Annotated in this window: 18 protein-coding genes; 14 read left to right on the forward strand and 4 right to left on the reverse strand. The window is 71.4% G+C overall.

The features are described from left to right. Positions 1-50 precede the first annotated feature (50 nt). The 7 genes from ABXS86_RS11970 (at position 51) to ABXS86_RS12000 (ending at position 7,051) form a co-directional block, all read left to right on the forward strand. Positions 51-926 carry an ABC transporter ATP-binding protein gene (locus ABXS86_RS11970; RefSeq protein ID WP_353664599.1) on the forward strand — a complete coding sequence of 292 codons (876 nt, stop codon included), beginning with the start codon at positions 51-53 and terminating at the stop codon, positions 924-926. Further along, positions 923-1,726 carry an ABC transporter permease gene (locus tag ABXS86_RS11975; RefSeq protein WP_353664600.1) on the forward strand — a complete coding sequence of 268 codons (804 nt, stop codon included), beginning with the start codon at positions 923-925 and terminating at the stop codon, positions 1,724-1,726. Before ABXS86_RS11970 ends, ABXS86_RS11975 begins: the two co-directional genes overlap by 4 nt. Next, entirely contained in the window at positions 1,726-2,949 is a 1,224-nt protein-coding gene (locus tag ABXS86_RS11980) for a sensor histidine kinase (RefSeq protein ID WP_353664601.1), read from the forward strand. Before ABXS86_RS11975 ends, ABXS86_RS11980 begins: the two co-directional genes overlap by 1 nt. Further along, on the forward strand, positions 2,946-3,578 hold the full coding sequence (locus ABXS86_RS11985; protein ID WP_353664602.1) for a response regulator transcription factor: 633 nt from the start codon (positions 2,946-2,948) through the stop codon (positions 3,576-3,578). The genes ABXS86_RS11980 and ABXS86_RS11985 overlap by 4 nt, the downstream gene beginning before the upstream one ends. A gap of 110 nt (positions 3,579-3,688) precedes the next feature. Further along, positions 3,689-4,702 (forward strand): aldo/keto reductase family protein, encoded by a 1,014-nt coding sequence (locus tag ABXS86_RS11990; protein ID WP_353664603.1) that lies wholly within the window; start codon positions 3,689-3,691, stop codon positions 4,700-4,702. 214 nt (positions 4,703-4,916) lie between these two features. After that, positions 4,917-6,566, forward strand: a complete 1,650-nt coding sequence (locus ABXS86_RS11995; RefSeq protein WP_353664604.1) for a DUF4407 domain-containing protein — start codon at positions 4,917-4,919, stop codon at positions 6,564-6,566. Then, positions 6,566-7,051 carry an NUDIX domain-containing protein gene (locus ABXS86_RS12000; protein WP_353664605.1) on the forward strand — a complete coding sequence of 162 codons (486 nt, stop codon included), beginning with the start codon at positions 6,566-6,568 and terminating at the stop codon, positions 7,049-7,051. The genes ABXS86_RS11995 and ABXS86_RS12000 overlap by 1 nt, the downstream gene beginning before the upstream one ends. 374 nt (positions 7,052-7,425) lie before the next feature. On the opposite strand, the gene ABXS86_RS12005 is transcribed toward ABXS86_RS12000, so the two are convergent. Then, positions 7,426-8,400, reverse strand: a complete 975-nt coding sequence (locus ABXS86_RS12005) for a zinc-binding dehydrogenase (RefSeq protein WP_307206913.1) — start codon at positions 8,398-8,400, stop codon at positions 7,426-7,428. 167 nt (positions 8,401-8,567) lie between these two features. Here ABXS86_RS12005 and ABXS86_RS12010 point away from each other — a divergent pair, with 167 nt between their 5' ends. Next, a complete protein-coding gene (locus tag ABXS86_RS12010; RefSeq protein WP_307206910.1) occupies positions 8,568-9,143 on the forward strand; it encodes a TetR/AcrR family transcriptional regulator in 576 nt (191 codons plus the stop codon). Between the two features lie 24 nt (positions 9,144-9,167). Here ABXS86_RS12010 and ABXS86_RS12015 read toward each other — a convergent pair whose 3' ends face one another. The 3 genes from ABXS86_RS12015 to ABXS86_RS12025 are packed head-to-tail and all read right to left on the reverse strand — an operon-like array spanning position 9,168 to position 12,061. Next, positions 9,168-9,482 (reverse strand): YbjQ family protein, encoded by a 315-nt coding sequence (locus ABXS86_RS12015; RefSeq protein ID WP_056224521.1) that lies wholly within the window; start codon positions 9,480-9,482, stop codon positions 9,168-9,170. A 48-nt stretch (positions 9,483-9,530) separates the two neighbouring features. After that, a complete protein-coding gene (locus ABXS86_RS12020; protein WP_307206903.1) occupies positions 9,531-11,153 on the reverse strand; it encodes a polyketide antibiotic transporter in 1,623 nt (540 codons plus the stop codon). After that, the gene (locus ABXS86_RS12025) at positions 11,150-12,061 is read right to left on the reverse strand and encodes an ABC transporter ATP-binding protein (protein ID WP_353664606.1); all 912 of its coding nucleotides are present in this window, start codon (positions 12,059-12,061) and stop codon (positions 11,150-11,152) included. Before ABXS86_RS12025 ends, ABXS86_RS12020 begins: the two co-directional genes overlap by 4 nt. A 121-nt stretch (positions 12,062-12,182) precedes the next feature. Between ABXS86_RS12025 and ABXS86_RS12030 the strand changes: the two genes are divergently transcribed. The 6 genes from ABXS86_RS12030 to ABXS86_RS12055 all read left to right on the forward strand — a co-directional run bounded on the left by ABXS86_RS12030 (position 12,183) and on the right by ABXS86_RS12055 (position 18,852). Continuing rightward, positions 12,183-12,812 carry a GntR family transcriptional regulator gene (locus ABXS86_RS12030; RefSeq protein WP_353664607.1) on the forward strand — a complete coding sequence of 210 codons (630 nt, stop codon included), beginning with the start codon at positions 12,183-12,185 and terminating at the stop codon, positions 12,810-12,812. Beyond that, the gene (locus tag ABXS86_RS12035) at positions 12,809-14,335 is read left to right on the forward strand and encodes an MmgE/PrpD family protein (RefSeq protein WP_353664608.1); all 1,527 of its coding nucleotides are present in this window, start codon (positions 12,809-12,811) and stop codon (positions 14,333-14,335) included. Before ABXS86_RS12030 ends, ABXS86_RS12035 begins: the two co-directional genes overlap by 4 nt. Positions 14,336-14,411: 76 nt before the next feature. Then, on the forward strand, positions 14,412-15,311 hold the full coding sequence (gene prpB / locus ABXS86_RS12040; protein WP_144784208.1) for a methylisocitrate lyase: 900 nt from the start codon (positions 14,412-14,414) through the stop codon (positions 15,309-15,311). A 142-nt stretch (positions 15,312-15,453) separates the two neighbouring features. Next, positions 15,454-16,638 (forward strand): bifunctional 2-methylcitrate synthase/citrate synthase, encoded by a 1,185-nt coding sequence (locus ABXS86_RS12045; RefSeq protein ID WP_353664609.1) that lies wholly within the window; start codon positions 15,454-15,456, stop codon positions 16,636-16,638. Then, positions 16,638-17,816 carry a thiolase family protein gene (locus tag ABXS86_RS12050; RefSeq protein ID WP_353664610.1) on the forward strand — a complete coding sequence of 393 codons (1,179 nt, stop codon included), beginning with the start codon at positions 16,638-16,640 and terminating at the stop codon, positions 17,814-17,816. The genes ABXS86_RS12045 and ABXS86_RS12050 overlap by 1 nt, the downstream gene beginning before the upstream one ends. 319 nt (positions 17,817-18,135) lie before the next feature. Beyond that, entirely contained in the window at positions 18,136-18,852 is a 717-nt protein-coding gene (locus tag ABXS86_RS12055) for a Type 1 glutamine amidotransferase-like domain-containing protein (RefSeq protein WP_353664611.1), read from the forward strand. Positions 18,853-18,885: the final 33 nt, after the last annotated feature.

Raw genomic sequence — 18,885 nt, forward strand, 5'->3', positions numbered from 1 at the left:
TCCACCGGCTCGTCGTTCCCGTGGCGGTCCCGCCCCGTCAGACTGAGGGCATGAGCGAGAACGTCGTCGAGGTCGAGAACCTCCGCAAGACCTACAAGGGCGGTCTCGAGGCGCTGCGCGGGGTGTCGTTCGACATCCGCCGGGGCGAGACGTTCGCGCTGCTCGGACCCAACGGTGCGGGCAAGAGCACGGTCATCGAGATCCTCGAGGGCTATCGCGATCGCACGAGCGGAGACGTGCGGGTACTCGGTGTCGACCCGCACCGCGGCGGCCTCGACTGGAAGGCGCGACTCGGCATCGTGCTGCAGAACACCGGCGAAGCGCCGACCGCGAGCGTGCGCGAGCTGCTCGCGCACTTCGCCTCGTTCTACCCGCGGCCGCGCGACGTCGATGAGGTCATCGCGTCGGTCGGACTGACCGAGAAGGCCAAGGTCTCGGTGCGCAAGCTCTCGGGCGGGCAGCGGCGTCGCGTCGACGTCGCCCTCGGCATCGTCGGCCGGCCCGAACTGCTGTTCCTCGACGAGCCCACGACCGGCTTCGACCCCGAGGTCAGGCGCCAGTTCTGGGACCTCATCCGCGACCTGCAGCGCGAGGGCACGACGATCCTGCTGACCACCCACTACCTCGACGAGGCGGCCGAACTCGCGGAACGCGCGGCGATCATCGTGGGCGGGCAGATGGCATCCGTCGGTCGTATCGACGAACTTGGGGGACCCGACGCGCGCGTGCCGCTCGTGCGGTGGCGCGAGGGCGGCGAGACCCGCGAGCAGCGCACGCAGGACCCGGGAGCGGTGGTCGCCCAGCTCTACGCCCGCCTCGGCGAACCCGAGCGGCTCGAGGTCGTGCGCCCGAGCCTCGAAGACGTCTACCTCTCGTTCCTTGGCGACGAAGCGCGCCGCACGACCGCGGCGGGAGGCCTCGCGTGAGCCGCGTGCTGCGGCTGGGCGCCGCGCGCATCGCCTTCGAGGTGCGCTCGTACTTCCGTCAGGGCGACTCGGTGTTCTTCACCTTCCTGTTCCCCGTGATGATCCTGCTGATCTTCGCCGTCGCCTTCGACGCGCAGACGTTCGGTCCGCCCGGAGACGAAGTGGATGCCGCGCAGTTCTACCTCCCCGCGATGCTCGCCGCGGGCGTGCTGCTGTCGGGCCTGCAGAACATGTCGATCGACATCGCGATGGAGCGCAGCGACGGCACCCTCAAGCGCCTCGGCGGAACCCCGCTCAGCCCGGTGTCGTACTTCATCGGCAAGCTCGGGCAGGTGCTGGTGACCGGCTTCCTGCAGTCGGCGCTGCTGATCGTGGTGGCCGCGGTGTTCTTCGGCGTTCCGCTGCCGACCGACCCGGAGCGCTGGCTGACCTTCGCGTGGGTGTTCCTGCTGGGCGTCACCACCTGCGCGATCCTGGGCATCGGCCTCTCGGCGCTGCCCCGCACCGGTCGCAGCGCCACGGGCGTCGTCATTCCGATCGTGCTGCTGCTGCAGTTCATCTCGGGCGTCTACATCAACTTCGCCGCCCTCCCCGAGTGGCTGCAGAACGTCGCGAGCGTCTTCCCGCTGAAGTGGCTCGCGCAGGGCTTCCGCTCGGTGTTCCTGCCCGAGGGCTTCGCGGCGGGCGAGCCGTCGGGCTCGTGGGACCACCCGCTGATCCTGCTGGTGACGGGGCTGTGGCTGGTGCTCGGGCTCGCGGTCGTGCGGCTGACGTTCCGGTGGATTCGGAAGGACGCGTGATGTCGCACACCACCGCCACCCCGGTCGCCGCCTCGGATGGGGCGGATGTCGGACTCCCCACGACGCGGGGGTGGATCGTCGCATTCCTCGCGGCGGGAATCCTGGGTGCGGGCATCGCCGTGGCATCCGCGGTCGTCGCCGGCATCCCGTGGGCCTCGGCCGTCGCGGCGCTGACGCTTCTCGGGGCTTACACCGTGTTCATCCTGCTCGTGCTGCCCCGTCTGCTGCGGCGCGAGGCGGGGACGATGGGTGCGCTCGACGTGGTCACCATGGTGGTCACGGTGGTCGTGGTCGCGTTGCTGACCTTTCTCGTGCCGTGGCTCGCGATGCTGCAGTTCTGGGTCTTCCCGCTGCTGTGGACGCTGGCCGCGTCGACCCGCATCGCGGTGAGCGCATGCTTCGTCTCGGCCGCGTCGATCTTCGCCGCGCTGCTGCCCTGGACCGGTGGCGGATCGTGGGCGGTCATGGCCTTCGTACAGGGCGCGTCGTTCGTCTCCGCCGTCGTGCTGGGGCTCTGGATCAGCGGAATCTCGCGGTACGGCTCCGAACGCGACGTTCTCGTCGCCGAGTTGACGGCAGCGCAGAGCGAACTCGCCTCTCTGCATCACGACGCCGGCGCGGTGGCCGAGCGCGAGCGCCTCACCGCCGAGATGCACGACACGATCGCGCAGAGCCTCGCGGGGACGGTCATGCTCGCACAGCGCGCCCGGCGCGAGCTGGTCGAGGGAGCTCTGTCGCCGTCGACCCTCGAGCTCGTCGAGGAGGCCGCACGGGCAGCGCTCGCCGAGACTCGAGAGCTGGTCGCCGGGGGAGCCCCCGCCTCGGTCGGGGCCGGCGGACTGACCGAAGCATTGCGCACGGTGGTCGCGCGGGCCGTCCGCGAAACGGGTCTCGACGTCGAGCTCGTGACCTCGGCCGTACCGCCGCTCGATCGCGAGGCCGAGGTGGCGCTCCTGCGGTGCGCGCAGGAGGGCCTGTCGAACGCGAGACGGCACTCCGGCGCCCGTCGCGTCGAGGTGGGTCTCGCCGAGCGGCACGGCGTCGTGGAGCTCACCGTGCGCGACGACGGCGTCGGTTTCGACGCCACCGCCAGCGCGCACGGCTACGGCATCGAGGGGCTGCGTGCACGCCTGGGCGCCCTCGGCGGGTCGCTCGAGGTCGACGGCACCCCCGGGGCTGCGACGGTGCGCGCCGGAGTCCCTGTCAGGGCGGGACGCTCGTGATCCGCGTCGTCGTCGCGGACGATCACCCCATCGTGCGCGCGGGGCTCGTCGGCTTGTTGGACGCCGCAGACGGGATCGACGTGGTCGGAGCGGCCTCCGACGGGGTGGAGGTCGTGGACCTCGTCGAGAAGGAACGTCCCGATGTGGTGCTGATGGACATGCGGATGCCGCGCCGCGACGGCGACGAGGCGACTGCGATGCTGCGCGAGAGCGTGCCCGCGACACGTGTCATCGTCTTGACGACCTACGAGAGCGACGACGTCATCATGCGAGCGATCGCCGCGGGGGCGAGCGGGTACCTGTTGAAGGCCGCCCCCGAAGCGGAGCTGATCGCGGGCATCCGCGCGGTCGCAGCCGGCGAGGTGGCTCTCGCGCCGAGCGTCGCCCGGGTGCTGGTGGGGCAGGCGGGGCGGGCGCAAAAGGTGCCGACGCTGACCCCTCGCGAGGTCGAGGTGCTCTCGCACGTCGCGGAGGGGCTGAGCAACCGCGAAATCGGCGTCCGTCTTCACCTCGGAGAGGCGACGGTCAAGACGCATCTGCTCAAGGCCTTCGCGAAACTCGACGTGGCGGATCGCACGCGCGCCGTCACGCGGGCGATGGAGCTCGGCATCCTGCGGTCGCCCTCGTGAGAGGTCGGAATCGGTCGCTTCCGACGCTTCGCGGCGACACCTTCCGACCCCTCACGCCGATATCCGGATGCCGCGGCCCCGGTGTCGGTGGCCGGGTCTAGCGTGGAGGAATGGTCGCTTATCGCTATCTCGGCAACAGTGGATTCAAGATCTCGGAGATCACCCTCGGCAACTGGGTGACGCACGGCTCGCAGGTCGGTGACGACGCGGCGATCGCCACGGTGCACGCCGCGCTCGACGCGGGCATCACGACGTTCGACACCGCCGACACCTACGCCAACACCGCGGCGGAGACCGTGCTCGGCAAGGCCCTCGAGGGGCAGCGCCGCGAGTCGCTCGAGATCTTCACGAAGGTCTACTTCCCCACCGGTCCCAAGGGGCCGAACGACACCGGCCTCAGCCGCAAGCACATCATGGACTCCATCAACGGGTCGCTGAAGCGCCTCGGCACCGACTACGTCGACCTCTACCAGGCGCACCGTTTCGACTACGAGACCCCGCTCGAAGAGACGTTCCAGGCCTTCGCCGACATCGTGCGCCAGGGCAAGGCGCTCTACATCGGCGTCTCGGAGTGGACCGCCGAGCAGCTGCGCGACGGGCACGCGCTCGCGAAGCAGCTCGGCATCCAGCTCATCTCGAACCAGCCGCAGTACTCCATGCTGTGGCGCGTGATCGAGGGCAAGGTCGTGCCCACCAGCGAAGAGCTCGGCATCTCGCAGATCGTCTGGTCGCCGATGGCCCAGGGCGTGCTGAGCGGCAAGTACCTGCCGGGTCAGCCCGTGCCCGAGGGCTCGCGCGCCACCGACGAGAAGAGCGGCGCCACGTTCATCAAGCGCTTCCTCAACGACGACACCCTCGAGGCCGTGCAGCGTCTCAAGCCCATCGCCGACGAGGCCGGGCTCTCGATGCCCCAGCTCGCGATCGCGTGGGTGCTGCAGAACCCCAACATCGCCGCCGCCCTGGTCGGCGCCTCACGTCCGGAGCAGCTCGCCGACACCGTGAAGGCATCGGGAGTCACTCTGGATGCCGACACCCTCGCCGCGATCGACTCGGCCCTCGGCGACGCGGTCTACTCCGACCCCGAGAACACCTACGACGTGTCGCCGAAGCAGCGCGTGGCCTGATGGTCGCGTGACCGGTGGGGCGGGGCTGCGGCCTCGCTCCGCCGGGCTGCGGGGTGCGCTGGGCCGGGCTGCGGGGTGCGCTTCGCCGCGCTGCGGGGTCCGCTCCGCCGGGCTGCGGGGTGCGCTTCGCCGCGTTGCGACGCGAAAACGGGCGCTCGGCTGCGCCTCAGGCCGCGCTCAGGAGAGAGCAGGGTGGGCGTCGTACCCTGTGCGAATGTCCTTTTCCGCTCACCGGCCGGGCCGCTTCGGCTCCGATGGCCGCATCGAGTTCACGACGGACGAGGAACGCGAGCAGTATCTCGACGACATCCTCGCCGCGCAGAACGCGGCCAAGCGCCCCGCCGAGGCTCAGGAGCACACCTCCGAGCCGTGGGGCGCGCCGCCCGCCGACGACGAACCGCTCGACCCGTTCGTCTACGACTCGCGCGACGCCGACCCGCGCGACACCGACTCGACCGACGCCGAGCCCACCGACGACCACGACACGGTCGTGATCGACCGCGCCGAGCGTGCCCGCGCCGACGACGAGACCGCAGTGATCCCCGACGAGGCGCCCGAGCCCGAGCCCGTGGCATCCGCCCCCCTGCCCTCCGAGCCGCGCCAGCCGCGCCTGCGTCGACACGACCCGCGTCGTCCGCGCCTGTCGCTCATCCGCCGCATGGCCGTGCTCGGCGGCGCCGACAACGACGTGCTCGACGAGGTGCCCGAAGAGGTGCCGCGCTTCGTGCAGATGTTCCTCGTGCTCGCCGGAACCGCGCTGGTGTCGGCCCTGTCGATGATGTTCGCGCTGCTGACCGGGGTGCGCGTCAGCATCCTGCTCGCAATCCCCCTCGCCCTCATCTGGGGCCTCATCATCTTCAACCTCGACCGCTTCCTGACCTCGACGATGCGCTCGACCAAGAACGTCTTCCGCCTGCTCGGGCTCGCCATGCCCCGCGTGATCATGGCCGCGCTCATCGGCATCGTCGTGGCCGAGCCTCTCGTGCTGCAGGTGTTCCAGAACGATATCGCGCGCGAGGTCAATGCGACCAACATCACCCAGGCGCTGGGCGACCAGGACGCCGTGACGAACGGCCCCGAGAAGCAGGCGCTCGACGCCGCCAGCGCGCAGGTCTCGGCCCTCGAGAACCAGGCCGCGACCGGCATCGTCACCGGCACCTCGTCGACCTCGGCCGAATCCGCCGCGGCTCAGCAGAGCGTCGATCAGCTCACGCAGCAGCTGGCCGCTCAGCAGACCGTGATCGACCAGGCCCGCGCGGTCTACCAGTGCGAGCTGACCGGCCAGGGTGCCGGCACCGTCCCCGGCTGCACGGGTGTCGCGGGCAATGGCGCGAGTTCCGACGCCGCGCAGGCCCAGCTGCAGCAGGCGCAGTCGGCGTACGACGCGCTGTCGACGCAGCTCTCGCAGGCGCAGGCGACCCTCGCCACGGCGAACTCCGCCGGTGCCGAGGCCGCCGCCTCGTCGGCCGACGCGAACAAGCAGCAGGCCGAAGACCAGCTGCCCGCAGCCCGCGCGCAGTACGAATCCGCGCTCGCCGCGTACAACCAGCGCGCCTCGTCGATCGCCGACGGAAACGCCGGTGCGGTCGGTCTGCTGAGCCAGATCACGGCCCTCGAACGCCTGTCGGACCGCGAGCCGGTGCTGCGCTGGGCGCACTACCTGATCGCCGCGCTGTTCTTCATGATCGAGCTGCTGCCCGTGCTCGTGAAGGTGCTCACCGGATTCGGCGGCCCCTCGCTGTACGAGAAGGCCGAGAAGATGCGCGGCCAGATCGCCCTCGACCGCGTCTCGGCCCGCACGTTCCGCAAGCGCGCCGACATCATCGCCGACGAGGCGAACCGGGTGCCGGCCACCGTCACCTGATGGTCGTCTGGAGTGCGGGACTGCTGCTGTACCGGCTGACGCCGGCGCCGCAGGTGTTCATCGCGCACATGGGCGGGCCGTTCTGGGCCGCGAAGGACGCCGGCGCCTGGTCGATCCCGAAGGGCGAGTTCGATCCCGAGTCCGAAGGGGCGCTGGATGCCGCGCGCCGCGAGTTCCGCGAGGAGCTCGGCGTCGAGCCGCCCGAGGTCGAGTGGGCCGAGCTCGGCACCTTCGCGTACTCGAGCGGCAAGAAGGTGGTCGTCTTCGTGGGCGACGGCGCCGGGTTCACGGCATCCGGAGACGACTTCACCTTCGGCGAGTTCGAGATGGCCTGGCCGCCTCGGTCGGGACGGACGGCGTCGTTCCCCGAGGTCGACCGCGCCGAATGGATGGCTCCGGATGCCGCGCGCGAAGCGCTCGTGAAGGGCCAGCGCCCCGCGATCGACGCGCTCGAAGCAGCGCTGGCGGAGCTGCCCGGGGCGTGATCCGCAGTCGCCCGCGCGACCTGTCGAGCGTCCAGAACACGCCGCACTCGCGCTCACCGAGCGGCGTGTTTCGGACACTGAACGGGGTTTCGCGCCCGCGGGGGACCGCCGCGGTGAGAGCGCCGATGCGCGTTAAGTGTCCAGAACACGCCGCATCCCGTCTCGCGGGGCGGCGTGTCGTGGACACTCAACGGGGTTTCGCGCCCGAACCCGGGGCGCTGCCGTGGCGCGCGCCCGCGCGTGACACCCCCCTCAACGCACGAGTGTCCAGAACACCCGGACGTTCCGAGAAACGGTCCGGGTGTTCTGGACACTCAGGGGTGGGGGCGAAGCCCCCGGCGCCGCGAGGCGCGAGGCGCGCGGCGCGACCAGCCTTACGGGCGCAGCAGCACCTTGCCGACGCGGGGCGAGTCGCTCGCACGGGCGGCCTCGCGGGCGTCCTCGAGGCTGAAGGTCGCGGCGACGGGCAGGGTCAGCGTGCCGTCGGCGAGGTAGCGCGACAGCTCGCCGAACAGGGCGCCGCGGGTCTCGGCATCCATCGTCTTGCTGACGACGCTGCCCCAGAAGCCCTTCACCGTGGCCTGGCGGAAGATGATGTCTCCGGCGCCCAGCTCGAGCTTGCCGGCGCCCATCGACCCGAAGATCACGAGCGTGCCGTTCTCGCTCAGGAGCGACAGCACCTGACCGGCGGCGGGTCCGCCGACCGAGTCGACGCCCGCGACGATGCGCGCACCGTCGGCGAGGGCGAGGGCCTTGTCGCGCCAGTCGTCGGCGTCGGTCGACACGACGTTGTCGATGCCCTGCTCGGCGAGCTCGGCGACCGCGCTTTCGCGGCGCACGAGGCCGATGACGTTGACGCCGCGCGCCTTGGCGATCTGCGCGACCATGCGGCCGACCGCGCCGTTGGCCGTGTTCTGCACGATCCAGTCGCCGGCCTTCAGGTCGAGCGAGTGCAGCAGACTGATGGCGCTGAAGGGCATCGAGACGAGCTGCGAGGCGACCTCGTCGGACAGGCCCTCGGTGACGGGGATGAGGCCCGCGGCCGTGGCGACGACCTGCTCGGCCCAGACGCCGAAGGTGCCGCCGGTGGCGACGCGCTGGCCGACGGTCAGGTTGTCGACGCCTTCGCCGAGCTCTTCGATGACGCCGACGGCTTCGGTGCCGGCGCGGGCGGGCAGCTCGGGCTTGAAGCCGTAGGTGCCGCGGATGGTCCACAGGTCGTGGTTGTGGATGGGCGACAGCAGCACGCGCAGGCGCACCTCGCCGGGGCCGGGGGTCGGGGTCTCGACCTCTTCGACGCCGAGGACGTCGGCGGGTTCGCCGAACTCGTGGTGGATGACTGCGCGCATGGAATGCCTCCTGTGGTTATTTTGTAACGACTGGTCTAATATAGACCCGGAAGAGCGAGAATGGAACCGCGAGGACCCTGAGCCCGTCGAAGGGTCCGGTGGCTTCGACAGGCTCAGCCACCCGTGGGAGGCTCAGCCACCTGGGCGAGGGAGAGAACATGGGCCGGATGCCGAGCTTCGAGCGCTCCGCCGTCGTCGACGCCGCGCGTGACGTGTTCTGGCGCCGCGGCTATGCCGAGACCGGCATCGCGGAGCTCGAGCAGGCGACCGGGCTCACCCGGTCGAGCATCTACAACGCCTTCGGCAGCAAGCGCGGACTCTTCGACGCGGTGCTCGCGGCCTACCTCGACGATGTCGTGCGCACGCGCCTGCGCCCCCTGGGTGGGGGAGACCCCGGCGCACTCGAGGCGTACATCGCCGAGATGCGCGACGGCATCGAGCACGACACCCCCCGCGCCCGTCTCGGCTGCCTGCTGCTGAACGCCGGGTCGTCGTCGCTCGCCACCGACGACGCCGAGGTGCGCACCACGATCTCGTCCTACGCCGCCGAGATGCGCGGAGCCATCCGCGCCGCCGTGGCCGACCGTCGCCCCGATCTGACCCCGGATGCCGTGGACGCCCTGGCCGCGGTCTGCGCCTCTCTCGTCGTCGCGGGCCTCACCCTCGCCCGCGCCGACCGCGACGGAGCCCTGGCAACACTGGCATCCGTCCCCACCACCCTGGAGTCGTGGGGCCGCGTCTGACCGCGGCGGTGCCGCGGGAGGGGCTCAGCCCAGTTTGACCGCGGTCCCGTAGGCGACGACCTCCTGGAAGTTCTGCGCCACCTCGCTCGTGTCGAAGCGCATGGCGATCACCGCGTCGGCGCCGACGGCCTGAGCCGCTTCGACGAGACGCTGCTTGGCCTCGTCGCGGCTCTCCTGCAGCTGCTGGGTCAGCCCCTGCAACTCACCGCCGAAGATCGACTTGAGGCCGGCGCCGAACTGCACCCCGATATTGCGGGCGCGAACGGTGAGGCCGGTGACCTCTCCGTACACTTCGACGATCTGACGGCCGGGGACATCGTTCATTGTCGTGACGAGCATGCGCACAGTGTGGCAGCGCGGGGCTCGCGCGCACCAGGGTCGGGCGCGTCACCGGTCGGCGACGACTTCGCGGCGACGGATGCCGAGCACGGCCGCTCCGCCCGCCACGAGCACGACGATCACCCAGGCCACGGCGCCGCGCGGATCGACCGTGTCGCCGCTGACCACGGGGACGGATGCCAGGGGGGAGGCCCGCACCACGGCATCCGGCAACCCGAGGAGCGGGCCGAAGAGCCCGACGATCGCGGCGACGCCGACGACCGCCCATCCGATGAGCACCGCGAGACGCGGCACGAAGACGAACGCGAGGGCCGCGATCACGGCGATCGCCGCGGCCGCGAGTGCTTGGCCCGCAGCGCTCACGGCGGCGTCGCGCAGCAGCGAGGTGTCGGCACCGTCGGTCGTGGCCAGGCCCACGGCCGCGCCCACGACGGCCGCGCCGAGCACGCCCACGATCGCCGCGGCGCTGAGGACGAGCCCGGCGCCGAGCCAGCGCGCGCGACTCACGGCGGCGGCCAGGAGGGGCTCGGCGAGGCCGGCCGCCTCGTCTTGACGCAGGCGCGCGATCATCTGCACGCCCGCACAGGCGGCGAGGATCCCGGCGAGGGTGAAGAAGACCTCCACCGCGCCCTGGGCGAGCGAGCCCTGCGCGGCGAGGGCCTGCAGCACGGCCTGGACCGAGGGGATCGTGTCGCCGATCTGCGCGATGACCGACGACAGGCGCGTGGCCATCAGCCCGACGATCAGACCGCCCGCAACCCAGCCGACGACGGCGCCGCGACCCTCGCGCCACGCGAGTCCGAGGGGTCCGGAGAGCAGGCGTCCGGCCGACGGCGCACCGCGCGGCGCGGGCAGGAGCGAGGCACCGAGGTCGCGCGAACGGTGCAGCGAGAACGCGACGCCACTGCAGACCACCGCCAGCGCGAGCGACAGCAGCAACGGCCGGGCGTCGTCGGCGTCGAACGCCCGCACGTTCTCGGCCCAGCCGTAGGGCGAGAGCCACGCCAGGGGAGCGCTCCGCATCCGCTGCAGATCGGCGCTCGGGGTGCCGAGGGCGTTGCCGAGACCGCAGACCAGCAGCCCGATCAGCACCGCCCACACCCCGATGGCGTTCGCGGCGCGCGAGGTGTGGACCACCTGCGCCGCGACCAGCGCCACGGCGAAGAAGACGAGTCCGGTCGCCGTGACCGACAGGCCCAGCACGAGGCTGCCGCGCGCGGGGTATCCGAACCCGAGGAAGGCCAGTGCGACGAGCGCCCCGAGAAGGACATCGGCCAGGATGCCGTGCCCCACCGTCGCGATGAAGGCCGCGGGGCGCCCGGCCGGGGTCGCCGCGATCAGCTCGGCTCGGCCCGTCTCCTCGTCGCCGCGGGTGTGCCGGACGGCGAGGAACGTGCTCATCAGCGCGGCCAGCAGCATGAGGAAGGGCGCGATGAGGAACGTCGCGAACGCGGCTTCGTCACTTCCCGAGGGGAGCCCCCGGAAGAGCAGGATGACGGGATTGGCGATCGCGGCGGCGAGCAGGCCCTGGCGGTCCTCGACCGTGGGGAACTGCCCCCGCACCCCCACCACGGCCGCGGCGGCGAGGGCCAGCGTGCCGGCAATCCACAGCGTCAACTGCACGGCGTCGCGGCGCAGACGGGCGCGCAGCAGCGGCCCGATGACGTTCATTCGCCCACGCCTGCGTCGACCCGCTCGCCGTAGCGGCGCAGGAAGAGCTCTTCGAGCGACGGCGGCTCGACCCGCAGGCCCGTGACGCGCGCCGCGCCGAGAGTGGGGAGCACGGATGCCACGTCGTCGCTGTCGACCGTGAAGCGCACGCGTCCGTTCGAGCGCTCGACGTCGTGCGCTCCGGGCAGCGGCGGCAGGGCCGCCCCGGTGTCGGTGAACGACACCTGCGTGCGCGTGAGCTGACGCAGGTCGTCGAGGGTTCCGGTCTCGGCGACGCGTCCCGCCCGCACGAGGCTCACACGATCGCACAGCTGTTCGACCTCGGAGAGGATGTGGCTCGACAGCAGCACGGTGGTGCCATGCTCGTGCACGCGGCGGAGTTCCTGCTGGAAGACGACCTCCATGAGAGGGTCGAGGCCGCTCGTGGGCTCGTCGAGCAGCAGCAGATCGGCCGGGCACGCGAAGGCGGCGACGAGGGCGACCTTCTGGCGGTTGCCCTTCGAGTAGGCGCGGCCCTTCGTGCGGGGATCGAGGGCGAAGGCGTCCAGCAGGCGGTCGCGCTCGCGGCGGTAGGCGGACGACCGGCCGTAGCCGCGCAGCCGTGCGAGCAGGTCGATGGTCTCTCCGCCCGCGAGGTTGGGCCACAGCGTCACGTCGCCGGGCACGTAAGCGAGACGCGCGTGCAGCGACGCGGCGTCGTGCCAGGGGTCGGCCCCGAGCACCTCGGCGGTGCCGTCATCGGCCCGCGCGAGGCCGAGCAGGATGCGGATCGTCGTCGACTTGCCCGCTCCGTTGGGGCCGAGGAAGCCGTGGATCTCGCCGGGGGCGACCTCGAGGTCGAGGTCGTCCAGAGCCACCGTGCGGCCGTAGCGCTTTCGCAGGCCCGCGGTGCGGATCGCGGTACTCATGTCGCGGACGATACGCCGGGTGAAGTCCCCCTTCAAGGGGTGCTTCTGTATACGCTGCCACCCCATCCGCGGGTGGCGGGTCGACGGAACCGCGCGTAATGTATACACGACGGAGGCAATGATGCGAGCAGGCGAGCGCGCGTACGCGACCCTCCTCGACGAGATCCAATCGGGCACCCTCAGCCCCGGAATGGTGCTCGGCGAGGTGGAGCAGGCGACCCGTCTCGGAGTCAGCCGCACGCCGCTGCGCGAGGCCCTACGCCGCCTGGCATCCGACGGTCTCGTCGTGCAGACCTCGCCACGCGTGACGGTGGTCGCCGGCATCGACGTCGACGACATCCGCGCGCTCTTCGAGTTGCGTCGCGCCCTCGAGACCGAGGCGGCCCGCCTGGCCGCGGTGCGCGCCGAACGTCGCATCTTCGCCGCCCTCGCGCGCGAGTTCGCCGACGTCGACACCGTCGACGCCGACTCGTACTACTCGCTCATCGCGCGCTTCGACGCGGCCATCGACAGCGCCGTCGACAACGCCTACCTCTCGGGCGCGCTGCGCAGCGTCCGCACCCACCTCGTGCGCGTGCGCCGCATGGCCCGCGACAACCCCCAACGTCTCACCGCCTCGGCGGGCGAGCATGAACTGATCGCGCGAGCGATCGCCGCCGGCGAGCCCGACCTGGCCGCCCACGCCACGCACGTGCACCTGCACAACGCCGTGTCGACCATCCTCGAAGCCCTCACGGAGGAGCACTCATGACGATCACCCACCACGTGCGCGTGCACCGCAGCGACGAGAACCTCGCCCGCGAGGGTCAGCTCGCCTGGGCCCTGGCCCGCGTCGCCGTCGACCCCGTCGCCGTCGACGACGACGTGACCGAGATGATCGTCAACCGCCTCATCGACAACGCCGCGGTCGCCGCGGCCTCTCTCACGCGTCAGCCCGTGAGTGCCGCGCGCCAGCAGGCGCTCGACCACGCCGTGTCGATCGGCGGAGCGGGCTCGACCGTGTTCGGCTGCGCCCTCGAACGGCACTCGAGCCCCGAGTGGGCGGCCTGGGCCAACGGCGTGGCCGTGCGCGAGCTCGACTACCACGACACCTTCCTCGCCGCGGATTACTCGCACCCCGGTGACAACATCCCGCCCGTGCTGGCCGTCGCCCAGCACACCGGACGCGACGGCGCCGCGCTCGTGCGCGCGCTCGCCACGGCCTACGAGATCCAGATCGACCTCGTGCGCGCGATCTCGCTGCACAAGCACAAGATCGACCACGTCGCCCACCTCGGCCCCGCCGCCGCGGCCGGCATCGGCACCCTGCTCGATCTCGACCAGGAGACGATCTACCAGGCCATCGGCCAGGCCCTCCACGTCACCACCGCCACGCGCCAGTCGCGCAAGGGCGAGATCTCGACGTGGAAGGCGCACGCCCCCGCCTTCGCCGGGAAGATGGCGATCGAGGCCGTCGACCGGGCGATGCGCGGCGAGACGAGCCCCTCGCCGATCTACGAAGGTGAAGACGGTGTGATCGCCTGGATGCTCGACGGCCCCGACGCCTCGTACGACGTGCCCCTGCCCGGCGAAGGCGAGAGCAAGCGCGGCATCCTCGACTCGTACACGAAGGAGCACTCCGCCGAGTATCAGGCGCAGGCCTGGATCGACCTCGCCCGCCGCCTCGGCACCGAGCGCCCGGAGCTGCGCGACCCCGCCAACGTGGCATCCGTCGTGCTGCACACCAGCCACCACACGCACTACGTGATCGGTTCGGGAGCGAACGACCCGCAGAAGTACGACCCGACCGCGTCGCGCGAGACGCTCGACCACTCGATCCCGTACATCTTCGCCGTGGCCCTGCAGGACGGCGCGTGGCACCACCTCGACTCGTACACCCCCGAGCGCGCGGGCCGTGCCGACACCGTCGAGCTGTGGCACAAGGTCACCACGGCCGAAGACGCCGAGTGGACGCGCCGCTACCACTCCGAAGACCCTCAGGAGAAGGCCTTCGGCGGTCGCGTCGTCATCACGCTGACCGACGGGTCGACCGTCGAAGATGAGATCGCCGTTGCCGACGCTCATCCGCTCGGCGCGCGGCCGTTCGCTCGCGAGGACTACGTGCGCAAGTTCCGCCTGCTCGCCGAGCCCGTGCTGCAGCCCAACGAGATCGAGCGCTACCTCGAGCTCGTGCAGCGCCTGCCCGAGCTGACCCCCGCCGAGGTCATGCAGCTCTCGATCGTCGCGAAGCCGGGCGTACTGGCCCTCGCGCCCGCGCCGAAGGGGCTGTTCTGATGCGCGGCGGCGGGTGCGCCCCCGAGAAGCCCGAGCCGCCGGTGCGCGAGATCCACTCGATGAAGCGAGGTCGCTGATGCTCTACGCCCAGACCACCGCGCAGCAGAAGCGTCGCGCGCTGCGCGAGAAGTTGGCATCCGGAGAACTCGTGCGGATGCCGGGAGCCTTCAACCCGCTGTCGGCTCGGCTCATCGAGCGCAAGGGCTTCGAGGGCGTCTACATCTCGGGTGCCGTCATCTCGGCAGACCTGGGCCTGCCCGACATCGGACTCACGACGCTCACCGAGGTCGCCGGGCGCGGACAGCAGATCGCCCGCATGACGGAGCTGCCGGCGATCATCGACGCCGACACCGGGTTCGGCGAGCCGATGAACGTCGCACGCACGATCCAGACGCTCGAAGACGCGGGACTCGCCGGCACCCACATCGAAGACCAGGTCAACCCCAAGCGCTGCGGTCATCTCGACGGCAAGAGCGTGGTGGATGCGGACACGGCGATCAAGCGCATCCGCGCGGCCGTCGACGCTCGGCGCGACCCCGACTTCCTCATCATGGCCCGCACCGACGTGCGCGCCGTCGAGGGGTTGGACGCCGCGATCGACCGCGCGAAGGCCCTGGTCGACGCCGGCGCCGACGCGATCTTCCCCGAGGCGATGCGCGACCTCGGCGAGTTCGAGGCGATGCGCTCGGCGCTTGATGTGCCGATCCTCGCGAACATGACGGAGTTCGGCAAGAGCGAGCTGTTCTCGACGCAGCAGCTGCGCGATGCCGGCGTGAACCTCGTCATCTGGCCCGTCTCGCTGCTGCGCCTCGCGATGGGCGAAGCCGGACGGGGCCTCGACGCCCTGGCCTCCGAGGGACACCTGCGCGACCAGCTCGGACAGATGCAGCACCGCGCCGACCTCTACGACCTCATCGACTACGAGGGCTACACCCGCTTCGACGCCGACGTGTTTGACTTCACCGTCGAGCGCTGAGGCCCTGCGTGGCCAGTGAGGTGGCCATGTCCCGAAATGCGCAAACCATGTCCCGAAAATGGTCGTCTGGACAAGGCTCAGACAGCCGAAATCGGGACATGAGCCCCCGTACGAACACCGCACACGACTCAAGGGAGAGACGATGACCGACATCAAGAAGGGCCTCGCCGGGGTCACGGTCGACGAGACCGCCGTCAGCAAGGTGAACCCCGAGACGAACAGCCTGCTGTACCGGGGCTACCCCGTGCAGGAGCTCGCGGCCACGCAGTCGTTCGAGGCGGTGGCGTATCTGCTGTGGAACGGAGAGCTTCCGGATGCCGCGCAGCTCGCCGACCTGCGCCGCACCGAGCGTGAGCACCGGGCGCTGAGCGACGACGTCCGCGCCGCGATCGACCTGCTGCCGACCAGCGCCCACCCGATGGACGAGGCGCGCACCGCCGTCAGTGTCATCGGCGCGCGCGAGACGGCCGGGATCTCGAACGTGATGGATGCCGTGGGCACCCCCGAAGAGAACCTCGAGCGCAGCATCCGCCTGTGGGCGCAGCTGCCCGCCGTGGTCGCGTACGGTCAGCGCCGCCGCCGAGGCGAGGAGCTCATGGAGCCCCGCGACGACCTGGACTACGCGGCCAACTTCCTGTGGATGACCTTCGGCGAGGAAGCGGACGACGTCGTCGTCGACGCGTTCAACCGCTCGATGATCCTGTACGCCGAGCACTCCTTCAACGCGTCGACCTTCACCGCGCGCGTGATCGCGTCGACCCTCAGCGACCTGTACTCCGCCGTCGTCGGCGCGATCGGCGCCCTCAAGGGCCCGCTGCACGGCGGTGCGAACGAGGCTGTGCTGCACGTGTTCACCGAGATCGGATCGGCCGAGAACGTCGGGCCGTGGCTCGACACCGCTCTCGCCGAGAAGCGAAAGATCATGGGCTTCGGCCACCGCGTGTACAAGCGCGGCGACTCGCGCGTGCCCACGATGAAGGCCGCGCTCGACACCCTGGTCGCGCACTACGACCGCCCCGACGTCGCCGCCCTCTACGACGCGCTCGAGTCGCAGTTCGTCGAGCGCAAGGGCATCTACCCGAACCTCGACTACCCCTCGGGACCCGCGTACGACCTGATGGGCTTCGACACCCTCACCTTCACGCCGCTGTTCGTCGCGGCGCGCGTGACGGGCTGGACCGCGCACATCCGCGAGCAGCAGGCCTCGAACGCGCTGATCCGCCCGCTGTCGGAGTACGTCGGCGCCGACGAGCGGCACATCGAGGGCTACGTTCCGGATGCCGACGACCTCGAGGCCCAGGAACGCCCCGAGGAAGCCGCGGGCTGATGTCGGCGCCGAAGATCGTCCTCGTCTCGGGAGCGCGCACGCCCATCGGGTCGTTCGGCGGCGCCCTGTCGGGGGTCGACGCGTACGAGCTCGGTGCGGTCGCGGTGACCGAGGCGCTCCGCCGCGGAGGCGTGTCGGCCGACGCTGTCGACGAGGTCATCATGGGTTGCATCGCCCAGAACGGCCCCGACGCCTACAACGCGCGTCGCGTCGCGCTCGCCGCGGGACTGCCCACGCGCGTGCCCGCTTTCACGGTGAACCGCCTCTGCGGCTCGGGCCTGCAGGCCATCTGGTCGGCGGCTCAGGAACTGCGTTGGGGCGGCATCGACGTGGCCGTGGCCGGGGGCGACGAGAGCATGTCGCGCACGCCCTTCCTCGAGTACGGCGCGCGCGGCAACTCGCGCCTCGGCGACCGGACCCTGCTCGACGGCACGCTCGCGATCCTCACCGACCCCTTCAGCGGCCGGCACATGGGAACGACGGCCGAGGTCGTGGCATCCCGATACTCCGTCTCGCGCGAGGAGCAGGACGCCTTCGCCGTCGAGAGCCAGCGCCGGGCGGCGACGGATGCCGCGCGCGCGGCCTTCGCGGACGAGATCGTGCCCGTGACCGTCGGTGGCCGGAAGCCCGTCGAGGTCTCGGTCGACGAGCACCCGCGGCCGGGGACGACCATGGAGGCGCTTGCCGGTCTGCGGCCCGCGTTCGAGAAGGACGGGTCGGTCACCGCCGGCAACTCCTCGGGCATCAACGACGGGGCTGCGGCGACCGTGCTGATGCGCGAGGACGACGTGCGCGAGCGTGGGCTGACGGGCCTTGCGACCCTCGAGGCGGTGACCACCGCGGGTGTCGACCCCGAGATCATGGGCTACGCGCCGGTCATCGCCCTGCAGCGACTGTGGGAGCAGACGGGGCTCACCCCCGCCGACGTCGACGTGATCGAGCTCAACGAGGCCTTCGCCGCGCAAGCGGTCGCGGTGATCCGCGACGGCGGTCTCGACTCCGAGAAGGTGAATCCCTACGGCGGCGCGATCGCCCTCGGCCACCCCGTCGGGGCGACGGGCGCGATCCTCACCGTGCGCGCCGCCCTCGACCTGCAGCGCCGCGACCTCGAGTACGCGGTCGTGACGATGTGCATCGGCGGCGGCCAGGCCCTCGCCGCGTTGTTGCGGCGGTACTGACCCGGGTCGCGCCCGACCGGTCGCGGCGCTGCTGGGCTGCCGTCGTGCGGATGCCGACGGTGACACGCCGGTCGGGTTGGGCCGTGGGGCCGCGTGTCGGGCGTGGGGTCCGCGGGACGGTCGGGTCGGGAGTGGATCGGCCCACCTTGCCGGATCGTGCCGTCGTGCGGATGCCGACGGTGACACGCCGGTCCGGAGGGGGCGTGGGGCGGCGTGTCGGGCTCGGGGTCCGCGGGACGGTCGGGCCGTCAGTGGCGCAGGCGGAACTCCACCCCTCGAGTGGAGAACCGCGGTCCGCGCGCCCCGGGATACTGGGCGCATGAGTGTTTTCCTCCTGGGCGGCGGTCGCGACCTCGCGCGCTGCGGCGACCTGCTGCGTCCGTTCGTCGCCGAGGCGCGGCAGCGTGCCGCGGATCGCGCCCCCGTGATCGCCCTGCTGCTCGTTCTCGAAGCCGACGACGATTCGTCGGTCGCGCGCTTCACCGCGATGCTCGAGGCGGCGGGGGCTGCGGCGGGGGAGATCCGCGTGGAGTCGATCGTCGAGGGCGAGGTCTACGCAGCCTCGGCGCTGGACGCCGACGGGCTGTTCGTCGGCGGTGGTCTCACCCCGGCGTACCTGAACGCCTTCGGACGGATCGGGGATGCCGTGATCCACCGGGTCCTGGAGGGGGTCTCCTACGCCGGGTTCTCGGCCGGCGCGGTCATCGCCGCCGCTCCGGCGCTCATCGGCGGATACCGCGTCGGCGGGGTCGAGGTCGTGTCGGAAGACGCGAGCGAAGAGCTCGACGAAGTCGAGGTGCGCCCGGGCCTCGGACTCCTCGACTTCGCCGTCGACGTGCACGCCGCCCAGTGGGGCACCCTCTCGCGTCTGGTCGCCGCGGTCGATGCGGGCCTCGTCACCGACGGCGTGGCGATCGACGAGGACACGGCCCTGGTGGTCTCGGCCCAGGCGGCCCCGACCGTGCGCGGCAGCGGGCAGGTCTGGCGCGTCGAGTCCGCGGCATCCGGGGTGCACGTGCAGGTGCTCCGCGCCTGACACGACGCACGCGTGAGGGGTCGAGAAGTGTCG

The sequence above is a fragment of the Microbacterium sp. che218 genome (assembly GCF_040436305.1).
In the GTDB taxonomy this organism is placed as follows: domain Bacteria; phylum Actinomycetota; class Actinomycetes; order Actinomycetales; family Microbacteriaceae; genus Microbacterium; species Microbacterium algihabitans.

Bases quoted from the DNA above. Each gene is read 5' to 3' on its own strand.
- ABXS86_RS11995 (WP_353664604.1), top strand. From the start codon at position 4,917: ATGTCCTTTTCCGCTCACCGGCCGGGCCGCTTCGGCTCCGATGGCCGC.
- ABXS86_RS11980 (WP_353664601.1), top strand. From the start codon at position 1,726: ATGTCGCACACCACCGCCACCCCGGTCGCCGCCTCGGATGGGGCGGAT.
- ABXS86_RS11970 (WP_353664599.1), top strand. From the start codon at position 51: ATGAGCGAGAACGTCGTCGAGGTCGAGAACCTCCGCAAGACCTACAAG.
- ABXS86_RS11990 (WP_353664603.1), top strand. From the start codon at position 3,689: ATGGTCGCTTATCGCTATCTCGGCAACAGTGGATTCAAGATCTCGGAG.
- ABXS86_RS12015 (WP_056224521.1), bottom strand. From the start codon at position 9,482: ATGCTCGTCACGACAATGAACGATGTCCCCGGCCGTCAGATCGTCGAA.
- ABXS86_RS12025 (WP_353664606.1), bottom strand. From the start codon at position 12,061: ATGAGTACCGCGATCCGCACCGCGGGCCTGCGAAAGCGCTACGGCCGC.
- prpB (WP_144784208.1), top strand. From the start codon at position 14,412: ATGCTCTACGCCCAGACCACCGCGCAGCAGAAGCGTCGCGCGCTGCGC.
- ABXS86_RS12035 (WP_353664608.1), top strand. From the start codon at position 12,809: ATGACGATCACCCACCACGTGCGCGTGCACCGCAGCGACGAGAACCTC.
- ABXS86_RS12005 (WP_307206913.1), bottom strand. From the start codon at position 8,400: ATGCGCGCAGTCATCCACCACGAGTTCGGCGAACCCGCCGACGTCCTC.
- ABXS86_RS12055 (WP_353664611.1), top strand. From the start codon at position 18,136: ATGAGTGTTTTCCTCCTGGGCGGCGGTCGCGACCTCGCGCGCTGCGGC.
- ABXS86_RS12000 (WP_353664605.1), top strand. From the start codon at position 6,566: ATGGTCGTCTGGAGTGCGGGACTGCTGCTGTACCGGCTGACGCCGGCG.
- ABXS86_RS12030 (WP_353664607.1), top strand. From the start codon at position 12,183: ATGCGAGCAGGCGAGCGCGCGTACGCGACCCTCCTCGACGAGATCCAA.
- ABXS86_RS12010 (WP_307206910.1), top strand. From the start codon at position 8,568: ATGCCGAGCTTCGAGCGCTCCGCCGTCGTCGACGCCGCGCGTGACGTG.
- ABXS86_RS12050 (WP_353664610.1), top strand. From the start codon at position 16,638: ATGTCGGCGCCGAAGATCGTCCTCGTCTCGGGAGCGCGCACGCCCATC.
- ABXS86_RS12020 (WP_307206903.1), bottom strand. From the start codon at position 11,153: ATGAACGTCATCGGGCCGCTGCTGCGCGCCCGTCTGCGCCGCGACGCC.
- ABXS86_RS12045 (WP_353664609.1), top strand. From the start codon at position 15,454: ATGACCGACATCAAGAAGGGCCTCGCCGGGGTCACGGTCGACGAGACC.